The sequence below is a fragment of the Pseudomonas sp. 20-5 genome, assembly GCF_056782835.1.
In genome coordinates this window covers 892,085-918,284 of sequence record NZ_CM165584.1, presented here as the reverse complement: position 1 = coordinate 918,284, position 26,200 = coordinate 892,085, and the positions used below count along the sequence as shown (strand labels likewise).

Here is a 26,200-nt window from a genome sequence, read left to right as displayed (position 1 = left end):
GCTCCGGATGCACCTGTCCGCTTGGGGCGGACAGCGATTCGCACGACAGAACAACAACAAGACGAGTGCCTTGCCATGAAAACCCTCCGCACCTTGCCGGCGCTGCTCTGCGCCGGTTTCCTCGGTCTCTCCGCGCAGGCCGCCGAAGACAGCCGCAGCGGCCCGCTGGCCGGGTTCGGCGAACGACTCCAGCGCCACGGCGTGAAGACCCACGCGCAGTTCTGGAGCCTGTCGCTGAAGAACCTCGACACCGGCCCGCGCCAGCACAGCTTCGGCAACAGCGGCGACCTGTTCCTCGGCGCCGACCTCGACCTCGCCACCCTCGCCGGCCTGGACGGCGCCTCGCTGCACATCGAGGAAACCCTGTTCATCCTCGACCGCGGCACCGGTCAGCCCACCGGGCCGAGCTGGCAGGGCGCGGTGGGCAGCTACTTCGGCGGCGCGCCGCTGCACAACGACATCGGCGCCAACCAGCTGAGCCTGCTCACCTGGCAGCAGCAGTGGCTGGGCGGACGCCTCGACAGCCATCTCGGACGGACCAATGCGCGGCGCTATTTCCTGATCTACAACTGCGAGACCGTGGTCACCTGCAACGACCCGATCATCGACGCCTCCACCGGCATCCTGCCGCCGCCCTACGGCGCCTGGGGCGGCTACTTGAAGTACCGGGCGACCCCGACCCTGTACCTGCACGCCGGGGCCTTCGAGTCCAACCCGGTGGATTACCTGAAGAAGCGCCATGGCCTCGATTTCGGCACCGACGACGCCAGCGGCACCAGCCTGCTGCTGGGGATCGGCGACAAGCGCGAGGAAAGCCTCGATCCCTACCGCTCGCACTATGAACTCAACGCCTACCTGAACACCGCCAACCAGGTCGACCCGCTCACCGGCGCCAGCGACCACGGCAGCGCCGGCGGCTTCTTCAAGTTCCAGCAGCTGTTCTGGCGCGCCGACGGCGGCCGCCTCGATTCGCCGAGGGCGCTGGGGCTGTTCGGCTCGCTGTCGGTATCGGCCGACGACAAGCAGCCGTTCCGTCATTTCGCCGAGCTGGGCCTGACCTACCATGCGCCCTTCGACCGCACGCGGGACAAGCTCAACCTCAAGGCCAGCTACCTGCGCCTGAACGATCACCAGCTGGAGTTCCAGCGCCAGGCGCGGATCGCCGCTGGCGGCGATGCGAAACTCGGCCAGCGCGACGTGTACGCCCTGGAAACCAATGCGCACATCGCACTGACCCCGCACATCGCGCTGGAGCCGTCGGTGCAGTACATCTTCAACCCGGACAACTACTACAACCCCGGCGCTCGCGAACTGAGCGGAGACGGTTTCGTCGTCGGCCTGCAACTGATGGTCGACATGGGCTCGCTGCTGGGGCTTTAGCGCGCCGCCTGGCAGCCTCGGTCAACCCCGCCGGCAGGCTGGGACAAGCGGCCGGGCGCGCTTCCCCGTCCAATGGAGTAGCGTCGCGCCCATGGGCGCGGGGCGAAAAAGAACGCCGGGCGAGGCCCGGCAGCACACCCAGAAAGGTGCCGACATGACTTCCACTGCCCGCCGTTCGTTCGACTACATCGTGGTCGGCGCCGGCTCCGCCGGTTGCGTCCTGGCCAACCGTCTTTCCGCCGATCCCGCCGTCTCGGTCTGCCTGGTCGAGGCCGGCCCCAGCGACCGCACGCCGCTCCCCGCCGCCTACATCCGCACGCCGGCCGGGATCATCCGCCTGATCGCCAACCCGAAGTGGAACTGGATGCATCGCTTCGCCGCCCAGCCCGGCACCGCCAACCAGCCGATCGCCTGCCCGCGCGGCAAGGTCTGGGGCGGCTCCAGCGCGATCAACGGGATGATCTACATCCGCGGCGACCGCCACGACTACGACCGCTGGGCATCCCTCGGCAACCGTGGCTGGAGCTACGACGAGCTGCTGCCCTACTTTCGCCGCTCGGAACATTTCGAGCCGGGCGAATCGCCCTGGCACGGGCGCGGCGGCGAATTGAACGTCGCCGCGCAGCGCAGCCCGGGCCCGATCAACCAGGTGTTCTTCCAGGCCGCCGAGGAAATGGGCTGGCCGTACAACGCCGACTTCAACGGCGAGCGCCAGGAAGGCATCGGCCCGTTCCACGTCACCCAGGTCAACGGCGAACGCTGTAGCGCGGCGCGCGCCTTCCTGCACCCGGCCCTGGCGCGGCCCAACCTCACCGTGCTCAGCTCGGCGCTGACCCTGCGCGTGCTGCTGGAAGGTACCCGCGCCACCGGCGTGGAGATCAGCCAGGCTGGCGAGGTCGTGCAATTACAGGCACGCCGCGAAGTGATCCTCAGCGCCGGCTCGATCAACTCGCCGCAGCTCCTGTTGCTCTCCGGCATCGGCCCGGCGGCGGAACTGGCGCGCCACGGCATCGTCCAGCGCCATGAGTTGCCTGGGGTCGGCGAGAACCTGCAGGACCACCAGGACATCGTGCTGATGTACCGCACCGAGGCCAAGCTCGGCTACGGCCTGGGCTTCTCGCCGAAGGGCTGGCTGCCGCTGCTGCGCTCGCCCTGGCAGTACCTGTTCGGCCGGCGCGGGGCGCTGACCTCGAACACCGTCGAGTCCGGTGGCTTCCTCCGCCTCGACCCGCAGGCAGAGACCCCGGAGCTGGGTCTGATCGTCGCCCCCGCGCTGAAGAACCAGCCGCAGCGCCTCGTCCCCTTCGGCCACGGGGTCAGCCTGCACGTCGCGGTGATGCACCCGCAGAGCCGCGGGCGGGTCCGCCTGAACTCGCCGGACCCGCACGACCGGCCGCTGATCGAAGCCAACTTCCTCAGCCACCCTGCCGACCTCGATACCCTGGTCCGGGGTTTCCAACTGGTCCGCAAACTGGCCGCCAGCCGCAGCTTCGCCCGTCACCTCAAGGGCGAGCTGGTACCGGGCCCGCAGGTTTCCAGCCGCGGCCAGATCGAGGCCTGGATCCGCGCCAACCTGGGCACCGTGTTCCATCCGGTGGGCACCTGCAAGATGGGCCACGACCAGCTCGCGGTGGTCGACGACCAGTTGCGCGTGCACGGCCTGCAAGGCCTGCGGGTGGCCGATGCGTCGATCATGCCGACGCTGATCACCGGCAATACCAACGCCCCGGCGATCATGATCGGCGAGAAGGCCGCCGACCTGATCCTCGGCAAGCCGGCGCCCCATGCACCGCCCGCGCGACAACCGGCCGTGCAGGCTCTGGCCGGCGCCTGACTAGCCGCCCTGGCTGCAGGCGCTGGCGTACTTGCGGTAGGCCAGCGAATGCAGCTTGCCGGCGGAGTCTAGGTAGTCCATCCGTGCATCGACGATCTCGCAGGTGGTCGACGCCTGTTCCTGGGTCGCCACCACCTTGTGCACATCCAGCGGCATGCCGTAGCGGTAGCTTTCGGTCGGTACCGGTGCGGCGGCCTGGGCGGCGAACGCGGGAAGCGCAAGCGCGGCGAGCAGGGTGGTGGCGAGCAGAGTGCGAGTCATGGGGGATCTCCTGGCGGCAGGACCGCGTCGGTGGAAGGCGACATGCCTTCGTCGAGGCCTATTCCAGGCCGCGGAGTTGTCCCGGATGTGTCGCTGGAATGCCCGATTCGTCAGCCGCTGTATCGCCGCTGCCGGCCGATACATGGCCGTACATTCGCCGCCCCGCTCCCGCCGGACGAATCGCGCCCGGCGCCATCCGTCGTCTCCCCCGTTCGCGACAGCGACAACCGGGCTTTTTTGCACGCCCCGGTATTCGCCCCGGCTCCGGATACAGTGCAATACAAACCCCGGCAGGCAAGCGCCGCGGGCGCGGATACACTGCTTGCAAGCACACCAACCGCCACGGGAGCCAGGCAATGGAGCATGTCGATCACATCCTGATCGTCGACGATGACCGCGAGATTCGCGAGCTGGTAGGCAACTACCTGAAGAAGAACGGCCTGCGCACCACCATCGTCGCCGATGGCCGGCAGATGCGCGCGTTCCTCGAAGCCAACACGGTGGACCTGATCGTCCTCGACATCATGATGCCCGGCGACGACGGCCTGCTGCTCTGCCGCGAGCTGCGCGTCGGCAAGCACAAGGCCACGCCGGTGCTGATGCTCACCGCGCGCAACGACGAGACCGACCGCATCATCGGCCTGGAGATGGGCGCCGACGACTACCTGACCAAGCCCTTCTCCGCCCGCGAACTGCTTGCCCGGATCAACGCCGTGCTGCGGCGTACGCGGATGCTGCCGCCGAACCTCACCGTGAGCGAGAGCAGCCGGCTGATCGGCTTCGGCCAGTGGCAACTGGACACCAGCGCCCGCCACCTGCTCGACGACGCCGGCACCGTGGTCGCCCTCAGCGGCGCCGAGTACCGCCTGCTGCGGGTGTTCCTCGATCATCCGCAACGGGTACTCAGTCGCGACCAGTTGCTCAACCTGACCCAGGGCCGCGAGGCGGACATCTTCGACCGTTCCATCGACCTGCTGGTCAGCCGCCTGCGCCAACGCCTCGGCGACGACGCCCGCGAACCGGAGTACATCAAGACCGTGCGCAGCGAGGGCTATGTGTTCTCGCTGCCGGTGCGACTGGTCGAGGCCCATCCATGAAGCTCGCCGTGCCGCGCCCGCGCAGCCTCGCCGCGCGCCTGGCGCTGATCCTCTTCGCCGGGCTGGTGCTGGCCTACGGGCTGTCCTTCGCCTCGCAGTTCTACGAGCGCTACCAGACCGCGAAGCACATGATGCTCGACAGCCTCGAACAGGACGTGGCGATCTCGGTAGCCATGCTCGACCGCCTGACGCCCGCCGAGCGCGAGGCCTGGCTGCCGCGCCTGGAACGACGCACCTACCGCTATCGCCTCGACGCCGGCGAGCCCGGCCAGCCGCTGGCGCTGGCCGACGCGCCGGTTGCCGCGCACTCCATCGAACGCGCCCTCGACGGTCAATACCCGCTGACCCTGCGCACGGTGGCCGACAGCCGTCCGCACTTCCAGGTCCTCCTGCGCCTGCGCGACGGCAGCCCGCTGACCATCGACGTCACGCCGGCCCCGGTGCCGCTGTCCGGCTGGCTGCCGCTGGTACTGCTGGTGCAGTTGCTCCTGCTGCTGCTCTGCACCGGCCTCGCGGTGCGCACCGCCATCGGCCCGCTGACCCGGCTGGTGAAGGCCGTGGAACATCTCGATCCGAATCGTCCGGCACAGCCTCTCGCGGAAACCGGCCCACGCGAAGTGGCGCATGCGGCGGCGGCCTTCAATGCCATGCAGGCGCGCATCGCCGACTACCTCAAGGAGCGCATGCAGTTGCTCGCGGCGATTTCCCACGACCTGCAGACGCCGATCACGCGGATGAAGCTGCGCGTCGAGTTCATGGACGCCTCCAGCGACAGGGACAAGCTGTGGAACGATCTCGAAGAGATGCAGCACCTGGTCCGCGAAGGCGTGGCCTATGCCCGCAGCATGCACGGCAGCACCGAAACCAGTTGCCGGGTGGACCTCGACGCCTTCCTCGACAGCCTGGTCTTCGACTACCAGGACAGCGGCAAGCAGGTACAACTCGACGGCCGTACCGGCGCGGTGATCGACACCCGTCCGCACGCCCTGCGCCGAGTGCTGGTGAACCTGGTCGACAATGCGCTGAAGTTCGCCGGCGCCGCGCGCCTGGAAGTGGAACGCCGTACCGATGGCGGCACGCGAATCCAGGTGCTGGACAATGGCCCGGGGATTCCCGCCGAGGAACTCGACGAGGTGCTCAAGCCCTTCTACCGGGTGGAAAACTCGCGCAATCGCGACACCGGCGGCACCGGCCTCGGCCTGGCCATCGCGCAGCAGCTGAGCCTGGCCCTCGGCGGCCGCCTGACCCTGGCCAACCGCGCCGGCGGCGGGCTTTGCGCGCGCATCGAGCTGGACCCCTGAGGCGCCTGTACAGAGCGATACATAACCGCCCTCGGCGGACACACTGCGGATAAACCCGCTTGCAACACTCCTGGCCACGGGAAGCGGCGGCACATCGCCGAGCCGCTCCCGGCAACCAGGAGCCCCACCATGACCGTCCCAACCTCTCAATCCGCCTGGCACGGCTGGCGACTGTTCGCCGTCCTCGCCGTCGCCGTGCTGTGCATGACCGCCCTCGTCCTGGCTCTCCAGGCGCAACCGGTGGAGGGCCTGCGCAGCGCCATCCGCGCCACCGCGCGCAGTTCCTTCGCGCTGTTCCTCGCCGCTTTCCTCGCGTCCTCGCTGGCGACCCTGGTGCCCGGCCCGGGGACCCGCGCGCTGCTCCGTGAAAGGCGCTACCTGGGCCTGGCCTTCGCCTTCTCCCACGCAGTACACGCCTTGCTGATCCTGGCCTACTGGAAGCTGTTCCCCGAGACATTCTGGAGCGGCCGCTCGGTCGCGGCGAACATCCCCGGCTCGATCGGCTACCTGTTCATCCTGCTGCTCACCCTCACCTCCTTCCGCACCCCGGCCCGACTGCTCGGCCCACGCGCCTGGAAAGCCCTGCACTCGACCGGCACCTGGGTGCTGGCGGGCATCTTCTGCCTGTCGTTCTTCAAACGCATCCCCATGGGCGGCTGGTACGTACTGGCGTTCGCCACGATCTTCTCCGCCATCGTCCTCAAGCTCACCGCCAAGCTCGCCGTGCGCTTGCGTCGTCGCGACGTACAGCCGGCCTGACCCATCCACCGCCCTCAACGAGACATCGATCATGCAAGCATCCGACCTGCGCGCCTGGCGCCGACCCTTCGCCCTGCTCGACCGCTGCGGCGGCTGGAGCGCCGACCTGTCCCTGCGACTGTTCCTGGCCTGGGAGTTCTTCGAGTCCGGTTGGGAAAAGTGGAACGGCGAGAACTGGTTCGGCGATATCCAGTCGGCTTTCCCCTTTCCCTTCGACCGCCTGCCCGCCGCCTTCAACTGGGAACTGTCGCTGTGGGCCGAACTGCTCGGCGCGCTGTTCCTCCTGCTCGGCCTCGGTACCCGCCTGACCGCCCTGGTGCTGATCGTCGTCACCCTGGTGGCGACCGCCGCCGTACACTGGCCGGCGGAGTGGTCGAGCCTGGCGGAACTGGCCCGCGGCTACTCGATCACCGACCACGGCTTCGGCAATTTCAAGCTCCCGGCGATCTACCTGGCGGCGCTGCTGCCGCTGCTGTTGGCGGGGGCGGGGAAGCTGAGCCTGGACCACTGGCTCGGGCGGCGCCTGGGCCTGTCCCGCTAGGATTCGGCCAGCCACGGAAAAACCCTGGAACGCGATCGCCTCCGGGGTTTTTCACAGCAAGCCAGAACCATCCCACCCACCGCGTAGGGCGAATAGCGCCAACGGCGCTATTCGCCGATACACCGGACCCACCCCGGCGGATAACCGCAAGCGGTTATCCGCCCTACACCAAGACCGTCCCACCCACCACGTAGGGCGGATAGCGCCAAAGGCGCTATCCGCCGATGCATCGACTCCACAAGGGCTGCGTCGTCATCCGCCCGCCCAATCGCGTTCCAGGGTTCCGAGCACGACACCCTGGGTCCGCAACGCTGCCAGCAACTCCAGCCCCGCCGCGTCGAGCGCTCCGGGTGCACTCCGCGCCTCGAGCGCCAGCGCCGCCAGGTGCTCGCGCCCGCTCAGGCGCCGTCTCGCCAGCGACTCCAGCAGGCGGTAGGCCAGCGGAGTCAGGCGCGCGGTATGCACGCGATGCGAGGAATCGCGGTGCATCAACAGCAGGGTCGGTTCCGCAGGCGCTTCGGCGAGCGCGACGTCCTCTTCGAGCCGATGCACCGGCCAGCGATAGCCCAGCGGCAGCGCCAGGCTCGACAGCAGCGGCACCCCGTCGAGCAGGTCGCCTTCACGCCGATACGGCGGATCGTCGGGCTCGGCCAGGTAGAGGCGCGTTTCGCTCCATTCGAAGTGGGCCAACTCGGCTTGCCACGCCGGCCGATACTCGCCCCGCTGCCGCAGGTAGTCGACGAAGACCCCGGCGATACGGGTGAACAGGGGGGTATGGCTTCTCTCCTCGCGATAGAACTCGCGCACCAGGCCATGCCACTGCTGCTCGCCAAGCAGCCCGCGCAAGCGCGGGAAGCCGCTGGCAAGGAGGCCTTCGATGGCGTTGTAGAACAGCTCGCGGTAGACCCGCAGGCGACGTTCTTCGATGTCCGGCGGCGGCGCATTGCCAAGCGGGTCGCGCAGGTGCCGGGCGAGGCTGAACTGCTGTTGGCGCAGGCGCTCATCCATGACGGCGTCCCTCGTCGCGTTGCCATTGGCGGATCTGCTCCACTTCCAGCAGCAGTTCGCCCAGCGGCGGATAGTTGAAGTCCCGCTCGAGCAGGGTCGGGCGCACGCCGAAGCGACGATAGGCGGCTCCGAGCAAGGCCCAGACGCCGGGCTTCACGGCGGCACCATGGGTGTCGATCTTCAGGTCCGGCGCCTCGTCGTAGTGCCCCGCCACATGGTAGGCGGCGACCCGCCCGGGCGGCAGCCGGGCGAGGAAGTCGAGGGCGTCGTAGCCGTGGTTGCAGGCGTTGACGAACAGGTTGTTGACGTCCAGCAACAGGTCGCAGTCGGCCTCGTCGAGTACCGCGTTGACGAACTCGATCTCGCTCATCTCCCGGTACGGCGCTGCATAGTAGGAAATGTTCTCCACCGCGATGCGCCGCTCCAGGCGTTCCTGCGCCTCGCGGATGCGCGCCGCGACGTGACGCACCGCGGCCTCGGTGAACGGCAGCGGCAACAGATCATAGAGATGGCCATCGTCGGAACAGTAACTGAGGTGCTCGCTGTACAACGCGACCCGGTGGCGGACGAGGAAGCGTCGGGTCTGCTCGATGAAGGCGGCATCCAGCGGTGTGGAGCCGCCGAGGGACAGCGAGAGACCGTGGCAGGTCAGTGGAAAGCGCTCCACCAGGCGCTCCAGGTCGGCACCGAAGGCACCGCCGACGCCGATCCAGTTGTCCGGCGCGCATTCGAGGAAGTCCACCGCGCCGGGCGCCATCGCCAGCAGTTGCGGAAGCAGGCCGCGCCTCAGGCCGAGGCCGGCGGCGTTGTCGATCAGGGTCATGGGATAGCTCCGGAAACGGCGACGCCCCCGCTTTCCCAGGGGAAAGAGAGGGCGCCGCCAGGGTGTGGAAAGGCTCAGTGCCGGCCTTGCTCCAGCTTGCTGAACAGCCCGGCGGGCATCGGCTTGCCGTTGGCCTCGTAGGTCTTGCGCAGGTGTTCGTAGGCCTCGGCTTCGGAAATGAAGCCGTCATGGTCGCTATCGATGCTGTCGAACTCACCGGCACGGTCCTTGGCCACCGCGAGGAACTCGGCGCGCGAGACCTTGCCATCGTGATCGGTGTCGGTTCGGGCAAAGGAGGCGTCGCCGCACTTGCCCTCCCCGCACTTGCCCTCGGCGCCGGCCTTGGCCGGGGTCTTCGCGGAGCCGCCGCTACCACACTTGCCTTCTCCGCACTTGCCTTCGCCGGCGCTCGCCGCCGCCACTTGCAGCCCCTGGCCCAGCGGCTCGACGGCGAACGCCGAACCGCCGAGCAGCATTCCCCCCACCAGTACGGCACCGAGCAGGCTAGCGGAAGTCTTTTGACGCGAATCGAAAACGGACATGCTTCTTCTCCACAGTAAACGCGGCCGGGCCGCAGGCGCGGCGCTGGTGGGCGCCGGTACGAACCGGGCGGCGGGACCTTCTGGGGTCGTCCCGGGCGCCGCGGTTCGGATGTGGCCATTTCGCCTGGGAGATGTATCGGGGGTGTATCGCCCGACACGTGGATTTGTACGCCGGAGGTATCGAAACCGCGCATGGATACAAAGCGATACGCAATCGAGCGCGGGCATGCCGACGAAGTGCCGGGCATCTCTCACTCCCGCCGGCCCATCTCGGCTACCGTTAGGAGACAGCCACCTGGCCCAGTCTCGAGGTCGAGCCCATCGTGCTGAAACGCATTCCGGTAACCCAGCTTCGCCTCGGTATGTTCGTCCAGAGCCTTTGCGGCTCGTGGCTGGACCACCCGTTCTGGAAAAGAGGTGGCTTCCTGCTCGACAGCCAGGCCGACCTGCAGCGCCTGCGCGAAAGCGCCGTGAAGGAAGTCTGGATCGATGCCAGCAAGGGCCTCGACCTCCCGGAGGAAGCGGCGGTCTCGGCCGCTGCGGTCCTGCCGGTCACCATGCCGGCCGGCCCTTCGCCGGCGCGGGTCGCCCTGGAGGAGGAAATCCGCCACGCCGCCCTGCTCTGCAGCCGTGCCAAGGCCGCCGTGGTCAGCATGTTCCGCGACGCGCGCATGGGCCAGGCCATCGACACCGCGCATGCATCGGAGCTGGTGGACGAAATCTCCGCCTCGGTGCTGCGCCATCCCAACGCGCTACTCAGCCTGGTACGGCTGAAGACCTCGGATGAATACACCTACATGCATTCGGTGGCGGTCTGTGCGCTGATGATCGCCCTCGCCCGCCAGCTCGAACTGCCCGACCCGCTGGTACGCGAGGCGGGGCTGGCCGGACTGCTGCACGACATCGGCAAGATGGCGGTGCCCGATCCGATCCTGAACAAGCCCGGCAAGCTCACCGACCAGGAGTTCGGCCTGGTTCGCCGGCATCCGCAGAACGGCGCGCGGATGCTGCTCGATTGCCGCCAGGTCAGCGCCCTGGTGGTGGATGTCTGCCTGCACCACCACGAGCGCATCGACGGCACCGGCTACCCCTTCGGCCTGGCGCAGGAGCAGATCAGCCTGCTGGCGCGAATGGGCGCGGTGTGCGACGTCTACGACGCGATCACCTCCGACCGTCCCTACAAGAAGGGCTGGAACGCCGCCGAGGCGATCCGACGCATGGCCGAATGGAACGGGCACTTCGACCCGCAGGTGTTCCGCGCCTTCGTCAAGGCGGTGGGCATCTACCCGGTCGGCGCGCTGGTCAGGCTGGAAAGCGGGCGCCTCGGCGTGGTCCTCGAACAACACGGCCGCTCGCTGCTGACGCCACGGGTCAAGGTATTCTTCTCGGCCCGCTCGAAGGTGCCGATCCCGCAGCAGGTGCTAGACCTGGGTAGGGCCGGACAGACCGACCGAATCGTCGGCTTCGAGCCGGCGGAAGCCTGGAACTTCCGCAATCTCGACGAGATGTGGACGGGACTGGCCAAGTCCACGGGCTCTTATTTCGACGCGGGAACCGGAAATCCGTAGACGCCTTCCGCCGGCAAGCCGAGCACCGCTCCCGTAGGGCGCATAACGCGAAGCGTTATCCGCCGCTTCGCCGCAATCTCCGCCTGCTCCGCGTTGCTTTAAGCGCACCATCGTCGATACTGCTGGCAATCCGCCGACAGTTTTCAAGAGGCCATATGAGTCCGCTCCTGGAGACAATCGAAGAGCACAGCAGAAATGGCTGTGCTCCATCCAAAGCGCTGCTTGCCCTGTGGTCCGCAGGCGCCGACCTGAGGGTTTCCCCGAGGAAGGCTGGCCGCCTATGCGAACTTGCCGTCGTTGCCGCAGCAGGGAAAGCAGGCATGCTCGAGAGCGAGATCGTTGCGGCACGCCGGGCCTATGCCGCCAGCCTGGGAGTGACGCTTAGCGGAGCGATCAGCAACGCCGACGAGCCGGTCCATATCCGCCACGCCGTCAGCAATTCCAATCACAACCCCAACGCCTCAAACCGTATCAACCTTGGGAGGGCCCGAGCGTATAAAAAAAGGCGCGAGGAAGGTGATTACTTCTTCATCGACACTTGAATCGCCTGCATAACCGTTATCTCCCCCGCGCCTCAACGGCAGCCATCTCCAGCAACCACCCCCGGAACGCCAGCATCGCGCTGGTCTCCCCCCGCGACTGCAAGCGCGTCAGCCAGTAGCTGCCGGTACTCACTTCGGTGGCGAACGGACGCCGGATGCTCTCGCTGGCCAGTTGCCGGGCAAACATCGCCGCCGGCGCCAGGGCCACGCCGACACCCTGGCGGGCCGCCTCGAGCATGGCCAGCGAGGTGTCGAAGACGATGCTCCGGGTCAGTGGCGCGTGCGCCGGCAGTCCGGCCGCCTGGAACCACAGCGGCCACTCGTCGGCGCGGTAGGAGCGCAGCAGGGTGTGCTGCAGCAGGTCGGCGGGACTGTGCAACTGGGCGGCGACCTCCGGGCAGCAGAGCACCGTCAGCGGCGCCTCGAACAACGCCAGCGCCTCGGTGCCGTGCCAGGCGCCGCCGCCGAAGCGGATGGCGTAGTCGAGCCCCTCGGCGGCGATGTCGACGCGGTTGTTGTGGGTGGACAGGCGCAGATCGATGAAGGGATGGCGCGCCTGGAAGTCCTCCAGCCGCGGCAGCAGCCAACCGACCGTGAAGGTTCCGACCGCGCCGACGGTGAGCACGTCCCGGTAGTGGCCACCCTCGAAACGTTCCAGCAGGCCGGCGATGCGGTCGAAGGAGTCACACAGCACCGGCAGCAGGCTCTCGCCCTCGTGGGTCAGCATGAGGCCGCGCGGCAGACGCTTGAACAGGGCCACGCCGAGACGCTCCTCGAGGCTCTTCACCTGGTGGCTGACCGCCGCCTGGGTCACGCACAGCTCGATGGCCGCGCGGGTGAAGCTCAGGTGCCGGGCCGAAGCTTCGAAGGCGCGCAGGGCGTTCAGCGGCAAATGGGGTCGAACCAATCTCTGCTCCAAATTTTTCTAATGGCTGCCGCGAGTATTCGTCGTTTGCCGCAAATCCTGCGCAAGCCTAGATTTTCCCCGCCCGCCGATCAAGGAGCGCTCCCGGGGCGGTTTCTCATGCAGCCAACGACAAAGGACGCCAATCCTCATGCGCGATACCAGATTCCCCTGCCTGTGCGGCATCGCCGCTTCCACACTGCTGTTCGCCACCACCCCGGCCATTGCCGGCGAGGCCCCGGCGGATCGCCTGAAGGCACTGGTCGACGCCGCCGTACAACCGGTGATGAAGGCCAATGACATTCCGGGCCTGGCCGTAGCCATCAGCCTGAAAGGAGAACCGCATTACTTCAGCTATGGGCTGGCCTCGAAAGAGGACGGCCGCCGGGTGACGCCGGAGACCCTGTTCGAGATCGGCTCGGTGAGCAAGACCTTCACCGCCACCCTCGCCGGCTATGCCCTGACCCAGGACAAGATGCGCCTCGACGACCGCGCCAGCCAGCACTGGCCGGCACTGCAGGGCAGCCGCTTCGACGGCATCAGCCTGCTCGACCTCGCGACCTATACCGCCGGCGGCTTGCCGCTGCAGTTCCCCGACTCGGTGCAGAAGGACCAGGCACAGATCCGCGACTACTACCGCCAGTGGCAGCCGACCTACGCGCCGGGCAGCCAGCGCCTCTATTCCAACCCGAGCATCGGCCTGTTCGGCTATCTCGCCGCGCGCAGCCTGGGCCAGCCGTTCGAACGGCTCATGGAGCAGCAAGTGTTCCCGGCACTGGGCCTCGAACAGACCCACCTCGACGTGCCCGAGGCGGCGCTGGCGCAGTACGCCCAGGGCTACGGCAAGGACGACCGCCCGCTACGGGTCGGTCCCGGCCCGCTGGATGCCGAAGGCTACGGGGTGAAGACCAGCGCGGCCGACCTGCTGCGCTTCGTCGATGCCAACCTGCATCCGGAGCGCCTGGACAGGCCCTGGGCGCAGGCGCTCGATGCCACTCATCGCGGTTACTACAAGGTCGGCGACATGACCCAGGGCCTGGGCTGGGAAGCCTACGACTGGCCGATCTCCCTGAAGCGCCTGCAGGCCGGCAACTCGACGCCGATGGCGCTGCAACCACACAGGATCGCCAGGCTGCCCGCGCCACAGGCGCTGGAGGGCCAGCGCCTGCTGAACAAGACCGGCTCCACCAACGGCTTCGGCGCCTACGTGGCGTTCGTCCCGGGCCGCGACCTGGGCCTGGTGATCCTGGCCAACCGCAACTATCCCAATGCCGAGCGGGTGAAGATCGCCTACGCCATCCTCAGCGGCCTGGAGCAGCAGGGCAAGGTGCCGCTGAAGCGCTGAAGCGCTGAAGCGCGCTCGCGAGGGCGACGGAGCGTAGCGGCGCGGGACGCCGGTCCTGGCTATGATGGTGCCATGAGCGCTTCCCCGCCCCTCCGCCAGCCCTGCCCGCCCGGCGCCTGCGTCTGCGAACGCGAGCGCCTGGAGGCGCCCGGCGCGGACCGTCGCATCCTCCTCCTGACCCGCCAGGAAGAGCAGCGCCTGGCCGCCCGCCTGGAAGCCCTGCGCAGCCTGGAAGACCTGGAACACCTGCTGCGGCGCATGGAGGAACAACTGGGCATCCGCCTGCGGATCGCCCCGGCCTTCGGCGAGGTGCGCAGCATGCGCGGCATCCGCATGCGCTTCGAGGAGCAGCCGGGGCTCTGCCGCAAGACCCGCCAGGCGATTCCCGCCGCCATCCGCCGCGGCCTGGAGAAGCGCCCGGAAGTCGCCTACGCCCTGCTCAACGCCCACGACCTGCTGCGCGACGCCTGAAGGCACTGAACGACAGGAAGAGGATGTCGCTCAAGACCTGGGCGGGCTTCAGGAGTATCGGCGGATAACGCCCATGGCGTTATTCGCCCTACAGGCCGCAGCGGATGCAGGCGAGCCCCGGGTCCGCCTGAATCCTTGGCGGGACTGGCCACCGCGCCGGGGTTCAGCTCGCCGACTCCGCCTGCACGTCGCCGAACATCGCCTGCAGGCGGAGCAGGCAGGCATCGCACAGGGTGCGCAGTTCGTCGAGGCGGATGCCGGCGAGGATTTCCATGCCGCGCAGCGGATCGGCGCGGCGCAGGGCCTGCTCCAGCTCGCTGGCACGGCCGGCCAGGGCGCTGGCGCCAACGGTGGAAGCGCTGCCCTTGATGGTATGCAGGGTCGCGGCGCTGCCCTGGACATCGCCCTCGCCGAGCTGGCGTTCGAGCTGGGCGAAGAGGTCCTGCATGTCCGGAACGAAGCGCCGCAACACCTGGACGATCAGCTCCAGGCTGCCGCCGAAACGCCCGACGATATCGCCCCGCGCCTCGACCAGTTCGCCCGCGTCCGCTGCCGTTGCCGGCGCGCCCCTGGCGCCGCTCCTGCCGAGATGACCGAGCAGGCAAAGCACCAGGCGCTCCTTGTCGATCGGCTTCGCCACATGGTCGTTCATGCCCGCCGCCAGGCAGGCTTCGCGGTCGGCCAGCGAGGCGTTGGCGGTCATGGCCAGGATCGGCAGCCCGGCGAAGCGCCCGTCGGCGCGGATTCTCCGGGTCGCCTCGAGACCATCGATATCCGGCATCTGCATGTCCATCAGCACCGCGTCGAACGGCACGCTCGCCTCCAGCACCTGCTGAACGCCCGCCAGCCCGCCGTCGGCGAGGGCCACCCGGGCGCCCTCGCTGCTCAACAGCTCGGCGGCGACCTGGCGGTTCAGCGCGTTGTCCTCCACTACCAGCAGACGCACGCCCCGCAACCGCTGGGTGCGCTCCACCGGGCGCGGCGGCGGGTTGGCCGGGGCGCCCTGTTCGCCGTGCAACGCATGCAGCACCGAGTCGGCCAGTTGCTTGGGCGTGACCGGCTTGGTGAGAAAATCGACGAAGGGCGGCGCGCTGTGGTCGCGCGCATCGGCCAGCACCTCGCGGCCATAGGCAGTGATCATGATCACCATGGGCGGCGGCAGGTCGCCCTGCAACTGGCGGATCAGTTGCGCCGCGCTGAGGCCGTCGAGATCGGGCATGCGCCAATCCATCAGCACCACGTCGTAGCGACGGCCCTCGGCCATCGCCGCCTGGACCCGCGCCACCGCCTCGCTGCCGCTGCCGACGCAGTCGGCGCGCCAGCCGAGGGCGCCGACCGTGCGTTCGAGCAGCTCGCCGGCTACCAGGTTGTCGTCCGCCACCAGCAGCCGCAGCGGTTCGCCGGCCCCGGGGCAGGCCGCACGCAGCGGTTGGTCGTGGGCGACGTCGAGGTCCAGGTCGAACCAGAACCGGCTACCGCTGCCCGGCGCGCTCTCGACCCGCAATTCACCGCCCATCAGGTCGACCAGGCGTTTGCATATGAACAGGCCGAGGCCGGTGCCGCCGAAGCGTCGCGAGGTGGACGCCTCGGCCTGGGTGAAACCTTCGAAGATGCGCTGCTGCTGTTCCGCGCTGATGCCGATGCCGGTGTCCGCCACCAGCACCCGCAGGCGCACCAGGTGGGCGTCGTGCGCCAGACGCCGCAAGCTCACCAGGACGTGCCCGCGGGCGGTGAACTTCAGTGCGTTGCCGGCCAGGTTGATGAGGATCTGCTGCAGGCGCAGGCGGTCGCCGACCACCGCGCTGGGCAGCTCGGGATCGATGTCGAAGATCACCTCGACGTCCTTGTCGCCCTGGTTGCCGGAGAGCACCACGGCCAGGTCCTGCATCAGCGGCTCCAGCTCGAAGGGGAGCATTTCCAGGACCAGTTTGCCGGCCTCGATCTTCGAGTAGTCGAGGATGTCGTTGAGCAGGCCGAGCAACGAGGTTGCCGCCGAGCTGGCCTTGTCCAGGTAGTCGCGCTGGCGTTCGTTGAGATCGGTCTGCCGGGCCAGTTGCAGCATGCCCAGCACGGCATTCATCGGCGTGCGGATCTCGTGGCTCATGTTCGCCAGGAACGACGACTTCGCCGCGCTGGCGGCGTCCGCCTGCTCCTTGGCCTCGCGCAGGCGCGCCTGCAGTTGCTGGTCGCTGGTGATATCGATATTGATCCCGGTGACCTGCAGCGGGTTGCCGTCGGCGTCGCGCTCGACCTGCGCGCCGGCCTGGATGAAGCGGATGCCGCCGTCGGGCAGCACCACGCGGAAGATCACATCGTAGTTGCCGCGCCCCTCCACCGCCGCGCGCAGGCTGGCCTCGGTGCGCTCGAGGTCTTCCGGATGCAGGCGGCTGCGCCAATGCTCGTAGACCAGGCCGCCGTCGCGCAACGCCAGCGGCTGGCCATACAGCTCGCACATGCGCTCGTTCCACTGCAGGCTGTCGTCGGCCAGGTTCCAGCGCCAGATGCCCAGGCGCGCCACGTCGGCGGCCATTTGCAACTGGTCGCGCGCCGCGGCCATCTCGCGCTCGGCGTTGCGCCATTCGGTGACATCGACGGCGATGCCCAGGTAGCCGTTGATCGCCCCAGCCTCGTCGCGCAGGACGGTAACCGAAAGCGTCACGCTGAGCGGCGAGCCGTCCTTGCGCAGATAGGTCCATTCGCGGGTCTCGGCGCCCTCCTGTTCGGCCCGCGCCACCAGCACGCGGAAACCCTCCTCGCCCAGCTCCTGGCCGCGGGCGAGCAACTCCCGCTCGCTGTGCAGCAGGGTCGGCGAGGCCTTGCCGACCACCTCGTCGGCGCGGTAGCCGAGCATCCGCTCGGCACCGAGATTGAAGCCGCTGATGATGCCGTCGCGGTCGAGGGTGATGATCGACACCTCGGACGCCGCCTGCAGCACGCTGCCGAGCAGTACGTTCAACCGACGCAGTTCGGCGGTACGCTCGGCGATCTGGTGCTCCAGGCCGGTATTGAGCTCGCGGATGCGGGCCTCGGCGGCCTTCTTCGCGGAGATGTCGCGTACGGTCTTCGAGGCGCCGACCACGCCGCCGTCCGGACCGAGGATCGGCGAGACGGTCACCGCCACGTCGAGCAGGTGGCCATCCTGGTGCCGGCGCACGGTATCGAAGCTGACCACCTGTTCTTTACGGGCGATGCGGGCGAGGATGTCGAGTTCCTCGTTCTCCTTGGATGGCGGCACCAGCAGGTCCACCACCCGCCGCCCGACCGCCTGCTCCTCGCGGTAGCCGAACAACGCCTCGGCCCCGCGATTCCAGTCGCTGATGACGCCGTCGAGGCCGACGCCGATGATGCCGTCCGCCGAATTGCCGACGATCGCCGCCAGCCGCGCCTGGGTCGCCGCCTCCCGATGCCGGCGCTGGCGGCCGAGGGCGCTGGCGTTGACCAGCGCCGCCAGCAACAGGCTGACCAGGCTGCCGGCCAGGAACAGGATGCGCGGCGAAGGCTGGTGCAGGCGCTGGACGAACAGCGGCAGTGCGCTGAACGCCATCTGCCAGTGCCGACCGTAGATCTCCCGCCGCAGCATGTGGCCGAACAGGCGTTGAGCCGGCGCCGCGGCGCCGTTGACGAAGAAGGGTACGGCAGCGCCGTCGCCGGTGACGTCGCTGAGTTCGAGGTGGATCGCCGCATTGTCGATGGGCAACCCGGCCAGCACCTCGCCGGTCAGCAGCGGCGCATAGCTCCAGCCGAAGCCTTCGAGTTCGCGCTGGGGCCCCGGCGGTGGAGTGATGCCGCTGCGGTAGATCGGCATCAGGATGAGGAACGATTGCTGGCGCAAGCCGCTGGCCTGGACCAGGGTGATCGGCCCCGTCAGGCGCACCTGCCCGGTCTCCAGGGCGGCGCGGGCGGCCTCCCGGCGATTGGCTTCCGAGGCGATGTCCAGGCCCAACGCCTGGCCGTTGCGCGCCACCGGCTCGATGTACTGGATGACGTAGCGCTCGCCATCGTGCGGAGTCAGTTGCTGGATGCGGAACTCCGGCTGGCCGTCGGCCCGCGCCTGGCGCAGGAACCCGGCCTCGTCGGCGGCCGCCACCCGGCGTATGAAGCCGAAGCCGCGGGCGCCGGGAAACTCGCGGTCGATGTCGCGGGTCAGGCTGTAGCGGCGGAACAGTTCGCGGTCGATGTGCGCCTCGCCCGCCGTCAGCAAGGCACCGCGCACCCCACGCAAGCCATACTGGTAGAGTTCCACGCGGCGGGTCACCGCCTCGGCCAGCAGTTCCGCCTCGCGTTCCAGCGCCATCCGCGCCTGTTGCTCGTTGACCAGCGCCAGCCCCCAGGCGCCCAGCCCGGACAGCAGCAGTCCGAGCGCCAGTGTCGCGCCCGCCCAGCGGCTCAGCCTGAACTTGCTCTGTTGTACGTTCACCCGATATTCCGTCCCTGCGCCGGCCCGGCGCGGGGCAATCCCGCACTCCCTGCGCCTTTTCGTCACAGAAGACTAGATCAAGCGGGCGGATTCCTCCGCCGAATCATCCGACCCCAGGTATGACCGCTCACAACGACGTGCTTTTCAGCGCCTCCGCGTAGCGCAGTGCGGCGAACAGGGCGAGCAGCAGGCCGGCCAGCGCCAGCGCGGCGCCGACGTTGCCGATCGAGGCCAGGCCCATGCGTTCGCTGACCACGCTGCCGAGCAGCGCGCCGGCGCCGATGCCGACGTTGTACAGGCCGGAGAACAGCGCCATGGCCACGTCGGTGGCGTCCGAGGCGAGGCGCAGGACGCGGGACTGCTGGGCCAGGCCGAAGCACATGATCGACATGCCCCAGAGCAGGCTGAGCGCCATCAGCCAGGTCGGCTGCGCGGACAGCGGCAACAGCAGCGCCAGGCTGCTGCCCAAGACGAGGATCGCGGCCAGCAGGAAGCCTCGCGGGAAAGCCTCGCTGTAGCGGCTGAAGAGGATCGAACCGAAGATCCCGGCGCCGCCGAACAACAGCAGCAGCAGGGTGGTCGCCTCGCCGCTCATCCGCGCCACCTGCTTGGCGAAGGGCTCGATGTAGCTGTAGGCGGTGAACTGGGCGCTGATCACCACCACGGTCAGCACGTACAGGCAGACCAGCGCCGGGCGTCGGAACAGCATCGGCAGGCTGCGCAGGGAACCGGAGTTCTGGCTTGGCAGCAGCGGCAGGGAGCGCGCCAGGTAGAGCAGGGTCAGCACCGAGAGTCCGGCGATGGCCATGAAGGTGGTACGCCAGCCCAGGGCCTCGCCGACCACCCGCCCCAGCGGGATGCCCAGGACCATCGCCAGGGTGGTGCCGGTGGCCAGCAGCCCTAGCGCCTTGGCCTGCTGTCCCGGCGGCGCCACGCGCACCGCCAGCGAAGCGGTGATGGCCCAGAACACCGCGTGGGCGAAGGCAATGCCGATCCGGCTGAGCATCAGCACCTGGAAGCTCCAGGCCAGCCCGGACAGCACGTGGCTGGCGATGAACAGCAGGAATACCCCGACCAGCAGCTTGCGCCGCTCGATATTGCGGGTCAGCAGCATCATCGGCAACGAGGCCAGCGACACCACCCAGGCATAGATGGTCAACATCAGGCCGACCTGCGAGGTGGGCATCTCGAAGCTGTGGCCGATGTCGCTGAGCAGGCCGACCGGGACGAACTCCGTGGTGTTGAAGATGAAGGCGGCCAGGGCCAGGGCGATCACGCTCAGCCAGCTGCCGCTGCGGGTTTCGGAGGTGCTGTCCATGGGGCGTTCGGTTCCGGAGCAGGGGGCGGACGGGCAGGTCCCGCGACCCTCGCCACGCACGACGGAAAACGCCCCGGACGCAAGGGTCCGGGGCGGCGATGTGCGTTGGATGGTCGTTATAGGTATTGGAGGGAACTGCCGAATCCCGCGATTCTACGCCGGGACGCCGTGCGCTGCACGCCCGCCCGGCGCTCCGGCGACCTTCCCGGAGCGATGGGACGGCTCCGGCAGCATCAGGCAGGCCATCGTCTCGCCCCAGGGCGCGAGGCCCTGTTCGACGAAGCCGGCGTCCCGATAAAGCTGGCGAGCCACGTCGTTGTCGACGGCGTAGGCGACCATCAGGCGATCGCTGCGCCGCCTCGTCCGGCGCACGCTGGCGATGATCCGTTGCAGGGCGGCGCGGCCATGCCCCTTGCCCTGGTAGCGGCGGTCGATCATCAGGCGGTAGAGCCAGTAGTGGCCGTCGTCGGCGTCGGGGCCGTAGAGGGCGAAGCCGACCATGCGCCCGCCGTGGTGGATGCCGACCGCGCGGAACCCCGGCAGGAAGCGGCTCTGGGCCAGCGAATAGAGGTTGGAAGCGACGAAGTGCGCCTGGTGGCGGGCGACCTTCAGGTCAATGCAGGTTTCCCAATCGTCGCGGGTGATGGTTCTGAGTTCGATCATGGATGACAGGCTCTTGGAAAAAGGAGGAAAGAAAGTCGCTAGGTACGCTGCTGGACTGTTCATACGACATGCTTCGTTCCTCCCTTCGACTGGCCGAGCATCCGGCGGAAACGCAACGATATCAGGAGAAGAGTCGATTATCCCAGCCGATGCCGGATCTTTTCGTCCACGGCTAGTGGCAGGATTTCCCCGGTGCCAGGCCGGCGACAGATAAATTCGAGATTTTCCTTGTCAGATCAGTCAGGTTCTCGCTATTACATTTAACCAAGACCCTGGAGCCAAGCCCCAGCGCACGGTTGCCTCGTCGCCCCACTCCGACGGCTGATCGCCCTCTCCCCCGGCACGCAACCTGCCCGGCGCTCCCTTATCCGGATGCCGCGGCTCTTCTACGCCGCCGCATCCCCTGCATGGAATCGCACATGTCTCATCGCCCTGTGATCAACGCCTCGGTCAGTCCGAAAGGCACGCTGGAAACCCTCTCCCAACGCGAAGTGCAACAACTGAGCGAAACCGCCAACGGCAAGACCTACCAACTGTTCCGCCAGTGCGCCCTGGCGATCCTCAATACCGGCGCCCACAGCGACAACGCCAAGACCATCCTCGACGCCTACAAGGACTTCGAGGTGCGTATCCACCAGCAGGACCGCGGCGTGCGCCTGGAGCTGATCAACGCGCCGGCCGACGCCTTCGTCGATGGCGAGATGATCGCCAGTACTCGCGAGATGCTGTTCAGCGCCCTGCGCGACATCGTCTATACCCAGAGCGGGCTGGACAGCCAGCACGTCGACCTGGACAGTTCCCAGGGCCTCACCGACTACGTCTTCCAGCTGCTGCGCAACGCCCGTACGCTGCGCCCCGGCGTCGAGCCGAAGATCGTCGTCTGCTGGGGCGGTCATTCGATCAGCAGCGAGGAATACAAGTACACCAAGAAGGTCGGCCATGAGCTCGGCCTGCGCAGCCTGGACGTCTGCACCGGCTGCGGACCGGGGGTGATGAAGGGACCGATGAAGGGCGCCACCATCAGCCACGCCAAGCAGCGCATCGTCGGCGGTCGCTACCTGGGCCTGACCGAACCGGGAATCATCGCCGCCGAGGCGCCGAACCCGATCGTCAACGAACTGGTGATACTCCCGGACATCGAGAAGCGCCTGGAAGCCTTCGTCCGCGTCGGCCACGGGGTCATCATCTTCCCCGGCGGCGCCGGGACCGCGGAAGAGTTCCTCTACCTGCTGGGCATCCTCATGCACCCGGACAACCAGGACCTGCCCTTCCCGGTCATCCTCACCGGTCCCCGCAGCGCCGAAGCCTACCTGCAGCAGCTCCATGAATTCGTCGGGGCGACCCTCGGCCATGCGGCGCAGCGCCACTACCGGATCGTCATCGACGACCCGGCCGAGGTGGCCAAGCAGATGGCCCAGGGCCTGAAGGAAGTGAAGCAGTTCCGCCGCGAGCGCAACGACGCCTTCCACTTCAACTGGATGCTGAAGATCGATGAAAGCTTCCAGCGCCCGTTCGAGCCGACCCACGAGAACATGGCCAGCCTCCAGCTCAGCCGCAGCCTGCCGCCCCACGAGTTGGCGGCCAACCTGCGCCGCGCGTTTTCCGGAATCGTCGCCGGCAACGTCAAGGACAACGGCATCCGCATGATCGAGCAATACGGGCCCTACGAGATCCACGGCGACCCAGCGGTGATGCTGCCGCTGGACCGCCTGCTGCAGGCCTTCGTCAAGCAGCACCGGATGAAGCTGCCCGGCGGCGCGGCCTACGTCCCCTGCTACCGGGTGGTGCAGACCGAGGCGGCCTGAGCGCGCCCGCTCCGGCATCCCTGCGCCGCGCGCGGGGATGCCCATTTATTCCGAGCCGGGCGTACGGCTTCCTGCTACTCTTTTCCGTTCATGCCTCGAATCGCTGGCCCTGACCTCATGTCCCCATCTCCATCGCCAGCCCTCGCCGCACTCCGCGACGCCACCCGTGACCTGCACGCAGAACTGGACCGCCGTTCGCCGTTGGGCGACGACGATCTCGACGACCGCGCCTACCTCGACCATGCCGGACGCATCCTTGGCTGGCTGGAGCCTCTGGAGCGCGCGCTGCGCGACAACCGCAGCGGCTGGCCGGCGGCGCTGCGGGCCGACGCGCGGCTGGTCAAGAGCACCTGGCTGGAAAGCGACCTGCTGGCCGGCGGCATGAGCCGCGCGCAGGTGGAGGCGCTACCGCGCTGCGCCGACCTGCCGAATGCGACACGGGCCGCGGAGGTCTTCGGGGTGGCCTACGTGATGGAAGGCGCGACGCTGGGCGGCGCGTATCTCTACAAACGACTAGCTCCACGCCTGCCCGGTCTGCCGCTACAGTGGTTGCGGGGCTACGGCCAGGCAACCGGGGTGCGCTGGCAGGAGTTTCTCGAACAGCTCGCCCGGCAGATCGACAGCCCCGAAGCCATCGGCCTTGCGCAGGATGCGGCACAGGCTACATTCCTTTCGTTTCGTCGATGGGTTCTCGACGAAGCCTGACTGCCTGGAGACCAGGCTGGACGATAGATGACGAGCATCACCCCGGTTACCCTGGCGAACTGCGAGGACGAACCCATCCACGTGCCTGGCGCGATCCAGCCGCACGGGGCGCTGATCGCCCTGCGCGCGGACGGCATGGTCCTCGCGGCAAGCGAGAACATCCAGGCGCTACTGGGTTTCGTCGCCTCGCCGGGTTCCTACCTGACGCAGGAGCAGGTGGGGCCGGAGGTCCTGCGCATGCTCGAAGAGGGACTGACCGGCAACGGCCCATGGTCGAACAGCGTCGAGACGCGGATCGGCGAACACCTGTTCGACGTGATCGGCCACAGCTACAAGGAAGTGTTCTACCTGGAGTTCGAGATCCGCACCGCGGACACGCTGTCGATCACCTCCTTCACCCTCAACGCCCAGCGCATCATCGCCCAGGTCCAGTTGCACAACGACACCGCCAGCCTGCTCAGCAACGTCACCGACGAACTGCGCCGGATGACCGGCTACGACCGGGTGATGGCCTACCGTTTCCGTCATGACGACTCCGGCGAGGTGGTCGCCGAGAGCCGTCGCGAAGACCTCGAAAGCTACCTGGGGCAACGCTACCCGGCCTCGGACATCCCGGCCCAGGCGCGTCGCCTGTACATCCAGAACCCGATCAGGCTGATCGCCGACGTGGCCTATACGCCGATGCGCGTGTTTCCCGCGCTGAACCCGGAGACCAACGAATCGTTCGATCTCAGCTACAGCGTGCTACGCAGCGTTTCGCCGATCCACTGCGAATACCTGACCAACATGGGCGTGCGCGCCTCGATGAGCATCTCCATCGTGGTCGGCGGCAAGCTCTGGGGACTGTTCTCCTGCCATCACATGTCGCCCAAACTGATTCCCTACCCGGTGCGCATGTCGTTCCAGATCTTCTCCCAGGTCTGCAGCGCCATCGTCGAGCGCCTGGAGCAGGGGCGTATCGCCGAACTGCTGCGCGTGTCCACCGAGCGCAGGCTGGCCCTGGCTCGCCGCGCGCGGGACGCCGACGACCTGTTCGGCGCACTGGCCCACCCGGACGATGGCATCGCCGCACTGATTCCCTGCGACGGCGCCCTGGTCATGCTCGGCGGCCGCACCCTGAGCATCCGCGGCGACTTCGAGCGCCAGGCCGGGAATGTCCTGCAACGCCTGCAGCGCGACCCGGAACGGGACATCTACCACACCGACAACTGGCCGCAGCCCAGCGAGGACTCTCCGGACGGCGGCGACTGCTGCGGTGTGCTGGCGATCCGTTTCCACCGCCAGGAATCGGGCTGGATCTTCTGGTTCCGCCACGAGGAAGTGCACCGCATCCGCTGGGGCGGCAAGCCGGAAAAGCTGTTGACCATCGGCCCCTCCGGCCCGCGGCTGACCCCGCGCGGCTCGTTCGAGGCCTGGGAGGAAGTGGTCCGCGGCCACTCCACGCCCTGGAGCGAAACCGACCTGGCGATCGCCGAAAAGCTGCGCCTGGACCTGATGGAACTGTGCCTCAACCATGCGGCCGAGGTCGACCGCATGCGCCAGCGCCTGATCGCGGTGCTCGGCCACGACCTGCGCAACCCGTTGCAGTCGATCTCCATGGCGGCGGCCCTGCTGTCCTCCAGCGACACCCGCACCACCGAACTGCGCCAACACATTTCCGCGTCCAGCAGCCGCATGGAACGGCTGGTCAGCCAGATCCTCGACATGAGCCGCCTGCAATCGGGCATCGGCCTCACCGTGAACCCGGTCGACACCGACGTCTCGCAACTGGTGCGGCAGATCGTCTGCGAAACCGACGTCGCCTATCCCGGCCTGGTGATCGAGATCGCCATCGACCCGCAGGTTCGTGCCGTGGTCGACCCGGACCGCTACGCCCAGGTCGCCGCCAACCTGCTGAGCAACGCCCGTCATCACGGCCTGCCCGGCCGGCCGGTGCTGGTCACCCTGACCCGCCAGGGCGACGAGGTGTGCCTGAGCGTGCTCAACGAAACCAGCGGCCTCTCCGAAGCGCAACTGGCCAACCTGTTCGAACCGTTCAAGCGCGAGTCGGCGGACAACCAGCGCAACCGCAACGGCCTCGGTATCGGCCTGTACATCTCCCAGGCCATCGCCCAGGCCCACCAGGGGCGTATCGACGTGGACTGCCGCGACGACGTCATCACCTTCTGCCTGCGCCTGCCGGTGCGCCAGGCGGAGACCGGCTCCTCGTCCTGACGACGAGGACCGTGCACAATGCAACGCTTGCAGGTATCTTCGGCAGCCATCGCCGTCTGACAGGATCGCCCCGTTCCATGCCCCGCCTCCGCCTCCGGACCGTCCTCGCCTGCCTCGCCGTGTTCTGCGCGACTCCCGCACTGGCCAGGGTCGAAGTGCATTCGCTGCAACACAAGAGCATAGGGCGGGTGCTGACGGTCCGCGTCTCGGAGGAGATCGCGCCGGGCGACTACGAGACGCTGCTCAAGGGTTTGCGCAACAATCCGGGAACCTACTCGCGTAAGCTGCTCCTGCTGAACAGCATCGGCGGCAGCGTGCCGGAGGCGATCCGCATGGGCCGCCTGCTGCGCGAATCCGGCTTCGACGCGCTGGTGCCGTCGAGCAGCGTCTGCCAGGGCACCTGCGTCTACCTGCTGGCGGCCGGCAAGCGCAAGACCGTACGCGGCTACGTCGGCCTGCACCGTCCCTACTACGCCCACGGCGACTCGCTGCACTCGCGCTCGGCCAACGGCATGCGCTACGACTCCGCCGCCTACTTCCGCGAAATGGATATCCCCAGCACCTTGGTACAGGCCATGCAAAGCACCGATCCCAAACGGATGCGCGTGCTTTCGGCGAAGGAACTGGCGCAGTACCGGCTGAACTGAACCGGCGACTCCGCGGAACGAGCGAGGGCGCGCGGTGGCGTTGGCGATAGTGGCC

At 68.1% G+C, this 26,200-nt stretch carries 22 protein-coding genes; 14 read left to right on the top strand and 8 right to left on the bottom strand.

The annotated features are described in order from the left end of the window. Positions 1–75 precede the first annotated feature (75 nt). Positions 76–1,380, top strand: coding sequence for a carbohydrate porin (locus tag AC1RB9_RS04300; RefSeq protein WP_003093407.1), 1,305 nt, complete (start codon positions 76–78; stop codon positions 1,378–1,380). Positions 1,381–1,534: 154 nt separating this feature from the next. Further along, on the top strand, positions 1,535–3,214 hold the full coding sequence (locus AC1RB9_RS04295; RefSeq protein WP_003118209.1) for a GMC family oxidoreductase: 1,680 nt from the start codon (positions 1,535–1,537) through the stop codon (positions 3,212–3,214). Here AC1RB9_RS04295 and AC1RB9_RS04290 read toward each other — a convergent pair whose 3' ends face one another. Continuing rightward, a complete protein-coding gene (locus AC1RB9_RS04290) occupies positions 3,215–3,475 on the bottom strand; it encodes a DUF2790 domain-containing protein (RefSeq protein ID WP_003113024.1) in 261 nt (86 codons plus the stop codon). A 356-nt stretch (positions 3,476–3,831) separates the two neighbouring features. Between AC1RB9_RS04290 and bfmR the strand changes: the two genes are divergently transcribed. The 4 genes from bfmR to AC1RB9_RS04270 all read left to right on the top strand — a co-directional run bounded on the left by bfmR (position 3,832) and on the right by AC1RB9_RS04270 (position 7,173). Beyond that, the gene (gene bfmR, locus AC1RB9_RS04285; protein ID WP_003113023.1) at positions 3,832–4,572 is read left to right on the top strand and encodes a two-component system response regulator BfmR; all 741 of its coding nucleotides are present in this window, start codon (positions 3,832–3,834) and stop codon (positions 4,570–4,572) included. Then, on the top strand, positions 4,569–5,873 hold the full coding sequence (locus AC1RB9_RS04280) for a sensor histidine kinase (protein WP_003113022.1): 1,305 nt from the start codon (positions 4,569–4,571) through the stop codon (positions 5,871–5,873). Before bfmR ends, AC1RB9_RS04280 begins: the two co-directional genes overlap by 4 nt. Positions 5,874–6,002: 129 nt before the next feature. After that, positions 6,003–6,632, top strand: coding sequence for a ferric reductase-like transmembrane domain-containing protein (locus AC1RB9_RS04275; protein ID WP_003113021.1), 630 nt, complete (start codon positions 6,003–6,005; stop codon positions 6,630–6,632). Positions 6,633–6,663: 31 nt separating this feature from the next. Beyond that, entirely contained in the window at positions 6,664–7,173 is a 510-nt protein-coding gene (locus AC1RB9_RS04270) for an HvfX family Cu-binding RiPP maturation protein (RefSeq protein ID WP_003113020.1), read from the top strand. A 252-nt stretch (positions 7,174–7,425) separates the two neighbouring features. Here AC1RB9_RS04270 and AC1RB9_RS04265 read toward each other — a convergent pair whose 3' ends face one another. The 3 genes from AC1RB9_RS04265 to AC1RB9_RS04255 form a co-directional block, all read right to left on the bottom strand. Further along, on the bottom strand, positions 7,426–8,181 hold the full coding sequence (locus AC1RB9_RS04265) for an HvfC family RiPP maturation protein (protein WP_003118207.1): 756 nt from the start codon (positions 8,179–8,181) through the stop codon (positions 7,426–7,428). Then, positions 8,174–9,004 (bottom strand): HvfB family MNIO-type RiPP peptide maturase, encoded by an 831-nt coding sequence (locus AC1RB9_RS04260; RefSeq protein WP_003118206.1) that lies wholly within the window; start codon positions 9,002–9,004, stop codon positions 8,174–8,176. The genes AC1RB9_RS04265 and AC1RB9_RS04260 overlap by 8 nt, the downstream gene beginning before the upstream one ends. Before the next feature lie 74 nt (positions 9,005–9,078). Further along, positions 9,079–9,546 (bottom strand): HvfA family oxazolone/thioamide-modified RiPP metallophore, encoded by a 468-nt coding sequence (locus tag AC1RB9_RS04255; RefSeq protein ID WP_003121936.1) that lies wholly within the window; start codon positions 9,544–9,546, stop codon positions 9,079–9,081. 323 nt (positions 9,547–9,869) lie between these two features. Between AC1RB9_RS04255 and AC1RB9_RS04250 the strand changes: the two genes are divergently transcribed. Then, positions 9,870–11,114 (top strand): cyclic di-GMP phosphodiesterase, encoded by a 1,245-nt coding sequence (locus tag AC1RB9_RS04250; RefSeq protein WP_003121935.1) that lies wholly within the window; start codon positions 9,870–9,872, stop codon positions 11,112–11,114. A 320-nt stretch (positions 11,115–11,434) separates the two neighbouring features. Further along, positions 11,435–11,656 carry a hypothetical protein gene (locus AC1RB9_RS04245; RefSeq protein WP_003101293.1) on the top strand — a complete coding sequence of 74 codons (222 nt, stop codon included), beginning with the start codon at positions 11,435–11,437 and terminating at the stop codon, positions 11,654–11,656. 16 nt (positions 11,657–11,672) lie between these two features. Here AC1RB9_RS04245 and ampR read toward each other — a convergent pair whose 3' ends face one another. Continuing rightward, positions 11,673–12,563, bottom strand: a complete 891-nt coding sequence (ampR, locus tag AC1RB9_RS04240) for a LysR family transcriptional regulator AmpR (RefSeq protein ID WP_003101291.1) — start codon at positions 12,561–12,563, stop codon at positions 11,673–11,675. Between the two features lie 148 nt (positions 12,564–12,711). On the opposite strand from ampR, the gene AC1RB9_RS04235 reads away from it, so the two are divergent. Next, complete coding sequence (locus AC1RB9_RS04235; protein WP_003101289.1) at positions 12,712–13,905, top strand: cephalosporin-hydrolyzing class C beta-lactamase PDC-1; 1,194 nt, start codon at positions 12,712–12,714, stop codon at positions 13,903–13,905. 72 nt (positions 13,906–13,977) lie between these two features. Continuing rightward, a complete protein-coding gene (locus AC1RB9_RS04230; protein WP_003093424.1) occupies positions 13,978–14,376 on the top strand; it encodes a hypothetical protein in 399 nt (132 codons plus the stop codon). A gap of 163 nt (positions 14,377–14,539) precedes the next feature. Here the strand turns inward: AC1RB9_RS04230 and AC1RB9_RS04225 are convergent, their stop codons facing one another. The 3 genes from AC1RB9_RS04225 to AC1RB9_RS04215 all read right to left on the bottom strand — a co-directional run bounded on the left by AC1RB9_RS04225 (position 14,540) and on the right by AC1RB9_RS04215 (position 20,774). Then, positions 14,540–18,793 carry a PAS domain-containing hybrid sensor histidine kinase/response regulator gene (locus AC1RB9_RS04225; RefSeq protein WP_003093425.1) on the bottom strand — a complete coding sequence of 1,418 codons (4,254 nt, stop codon included), beginning with the start codon at positions 18,791–18,793 and terminating at the stop codon, positions 14,540–14,542. A 127-nt stretch (positions 18,794–18,920) separates the two neighbouring features. Next, positions 18,921–20,111 (bottom strand): sugar transporter, encoded by a 1,191-nt coding sequence (locus tag AC1RB9_RS04220; protein WP_003121932.1) that lies wholly within the window; start codon positions 20,109–20,111, stop codon positions 18,921–18,923. Positions 20,112–20,264: 153 nt separating this feature from the next. Then, entirely contained in the window at positions 20,265–20,774 is a 510-nt protein-coding gene (locus tag AC1RB9_RS04215) for a GNAT family N-acetyltransferase (protein WP_003101282.1), read from the bottom strand. A 419-nt stretch (positions 20,775–21,193) separates the two neighbouring features. On the opposite strand from AC1RB9_RS04215, the gene ppnN reads away from it, so the two are divergent. The 4 genes from ppnN to AC1RB9_RS04195 all read left to right on the top strand — a co-directional run bounded on the left by ppnN (position 21,194) and on the right by AC1RB9_RS04195 (position 26,145). Then, the gene (gene ppnN, locus AC1RB9_RS04210) at positions 21,194–22,579 is read left to right on the top strand and encodes a nucleotide 5'-monophosphate nucleosidase PpnN (protein ID WP_003121931.1); all 1,386 of its coding nucleotides are present in this window, start codon (positions 21,194–21,196) and stop codon (positions 22,577–22,579) included. Between the two features lie 117 nt (positions 22,580–22,696). Then, complete coding sequence (locus tag AC1RB9_RS04205) at positions 22,697–23,284, top strand: biliverdin-producing heme oxygenase (protein WP_023090338.1); 588 nt, start codon at positions 22,697–22,699, stop codon at positions 23,282–23,284. Between the two features lie 27 nt (positions 23,285–23,311). After that, positions 23,312–25,498: a bacteriophytochrome BphP gene (gene bphP, locus AC1RB9_RS04200; RefSeq protein WP_003454244.1), complete on the top strand. Its 2,187-nt coding sequence runs from the start codon at positions 23,312–23,314 to the stop codon at positions 25,496–25,498. A gap of 77 nt (positions 25,499–25,575) precedes the next feature. Continuing rightward, positions 25,576–26,145 (top strand): COG3904 family protein, encoded by a 570-nt coding sequence (locus tag AC1RB9_RS04195; protein WP_124123183.1) that lies wholly within the window; start codon positions 25,576–25,578, stop codon positions 26,143–26,145. The last annotated feature ends 55 nt before the right edge of the window (positions 26,146–26,200 follow it).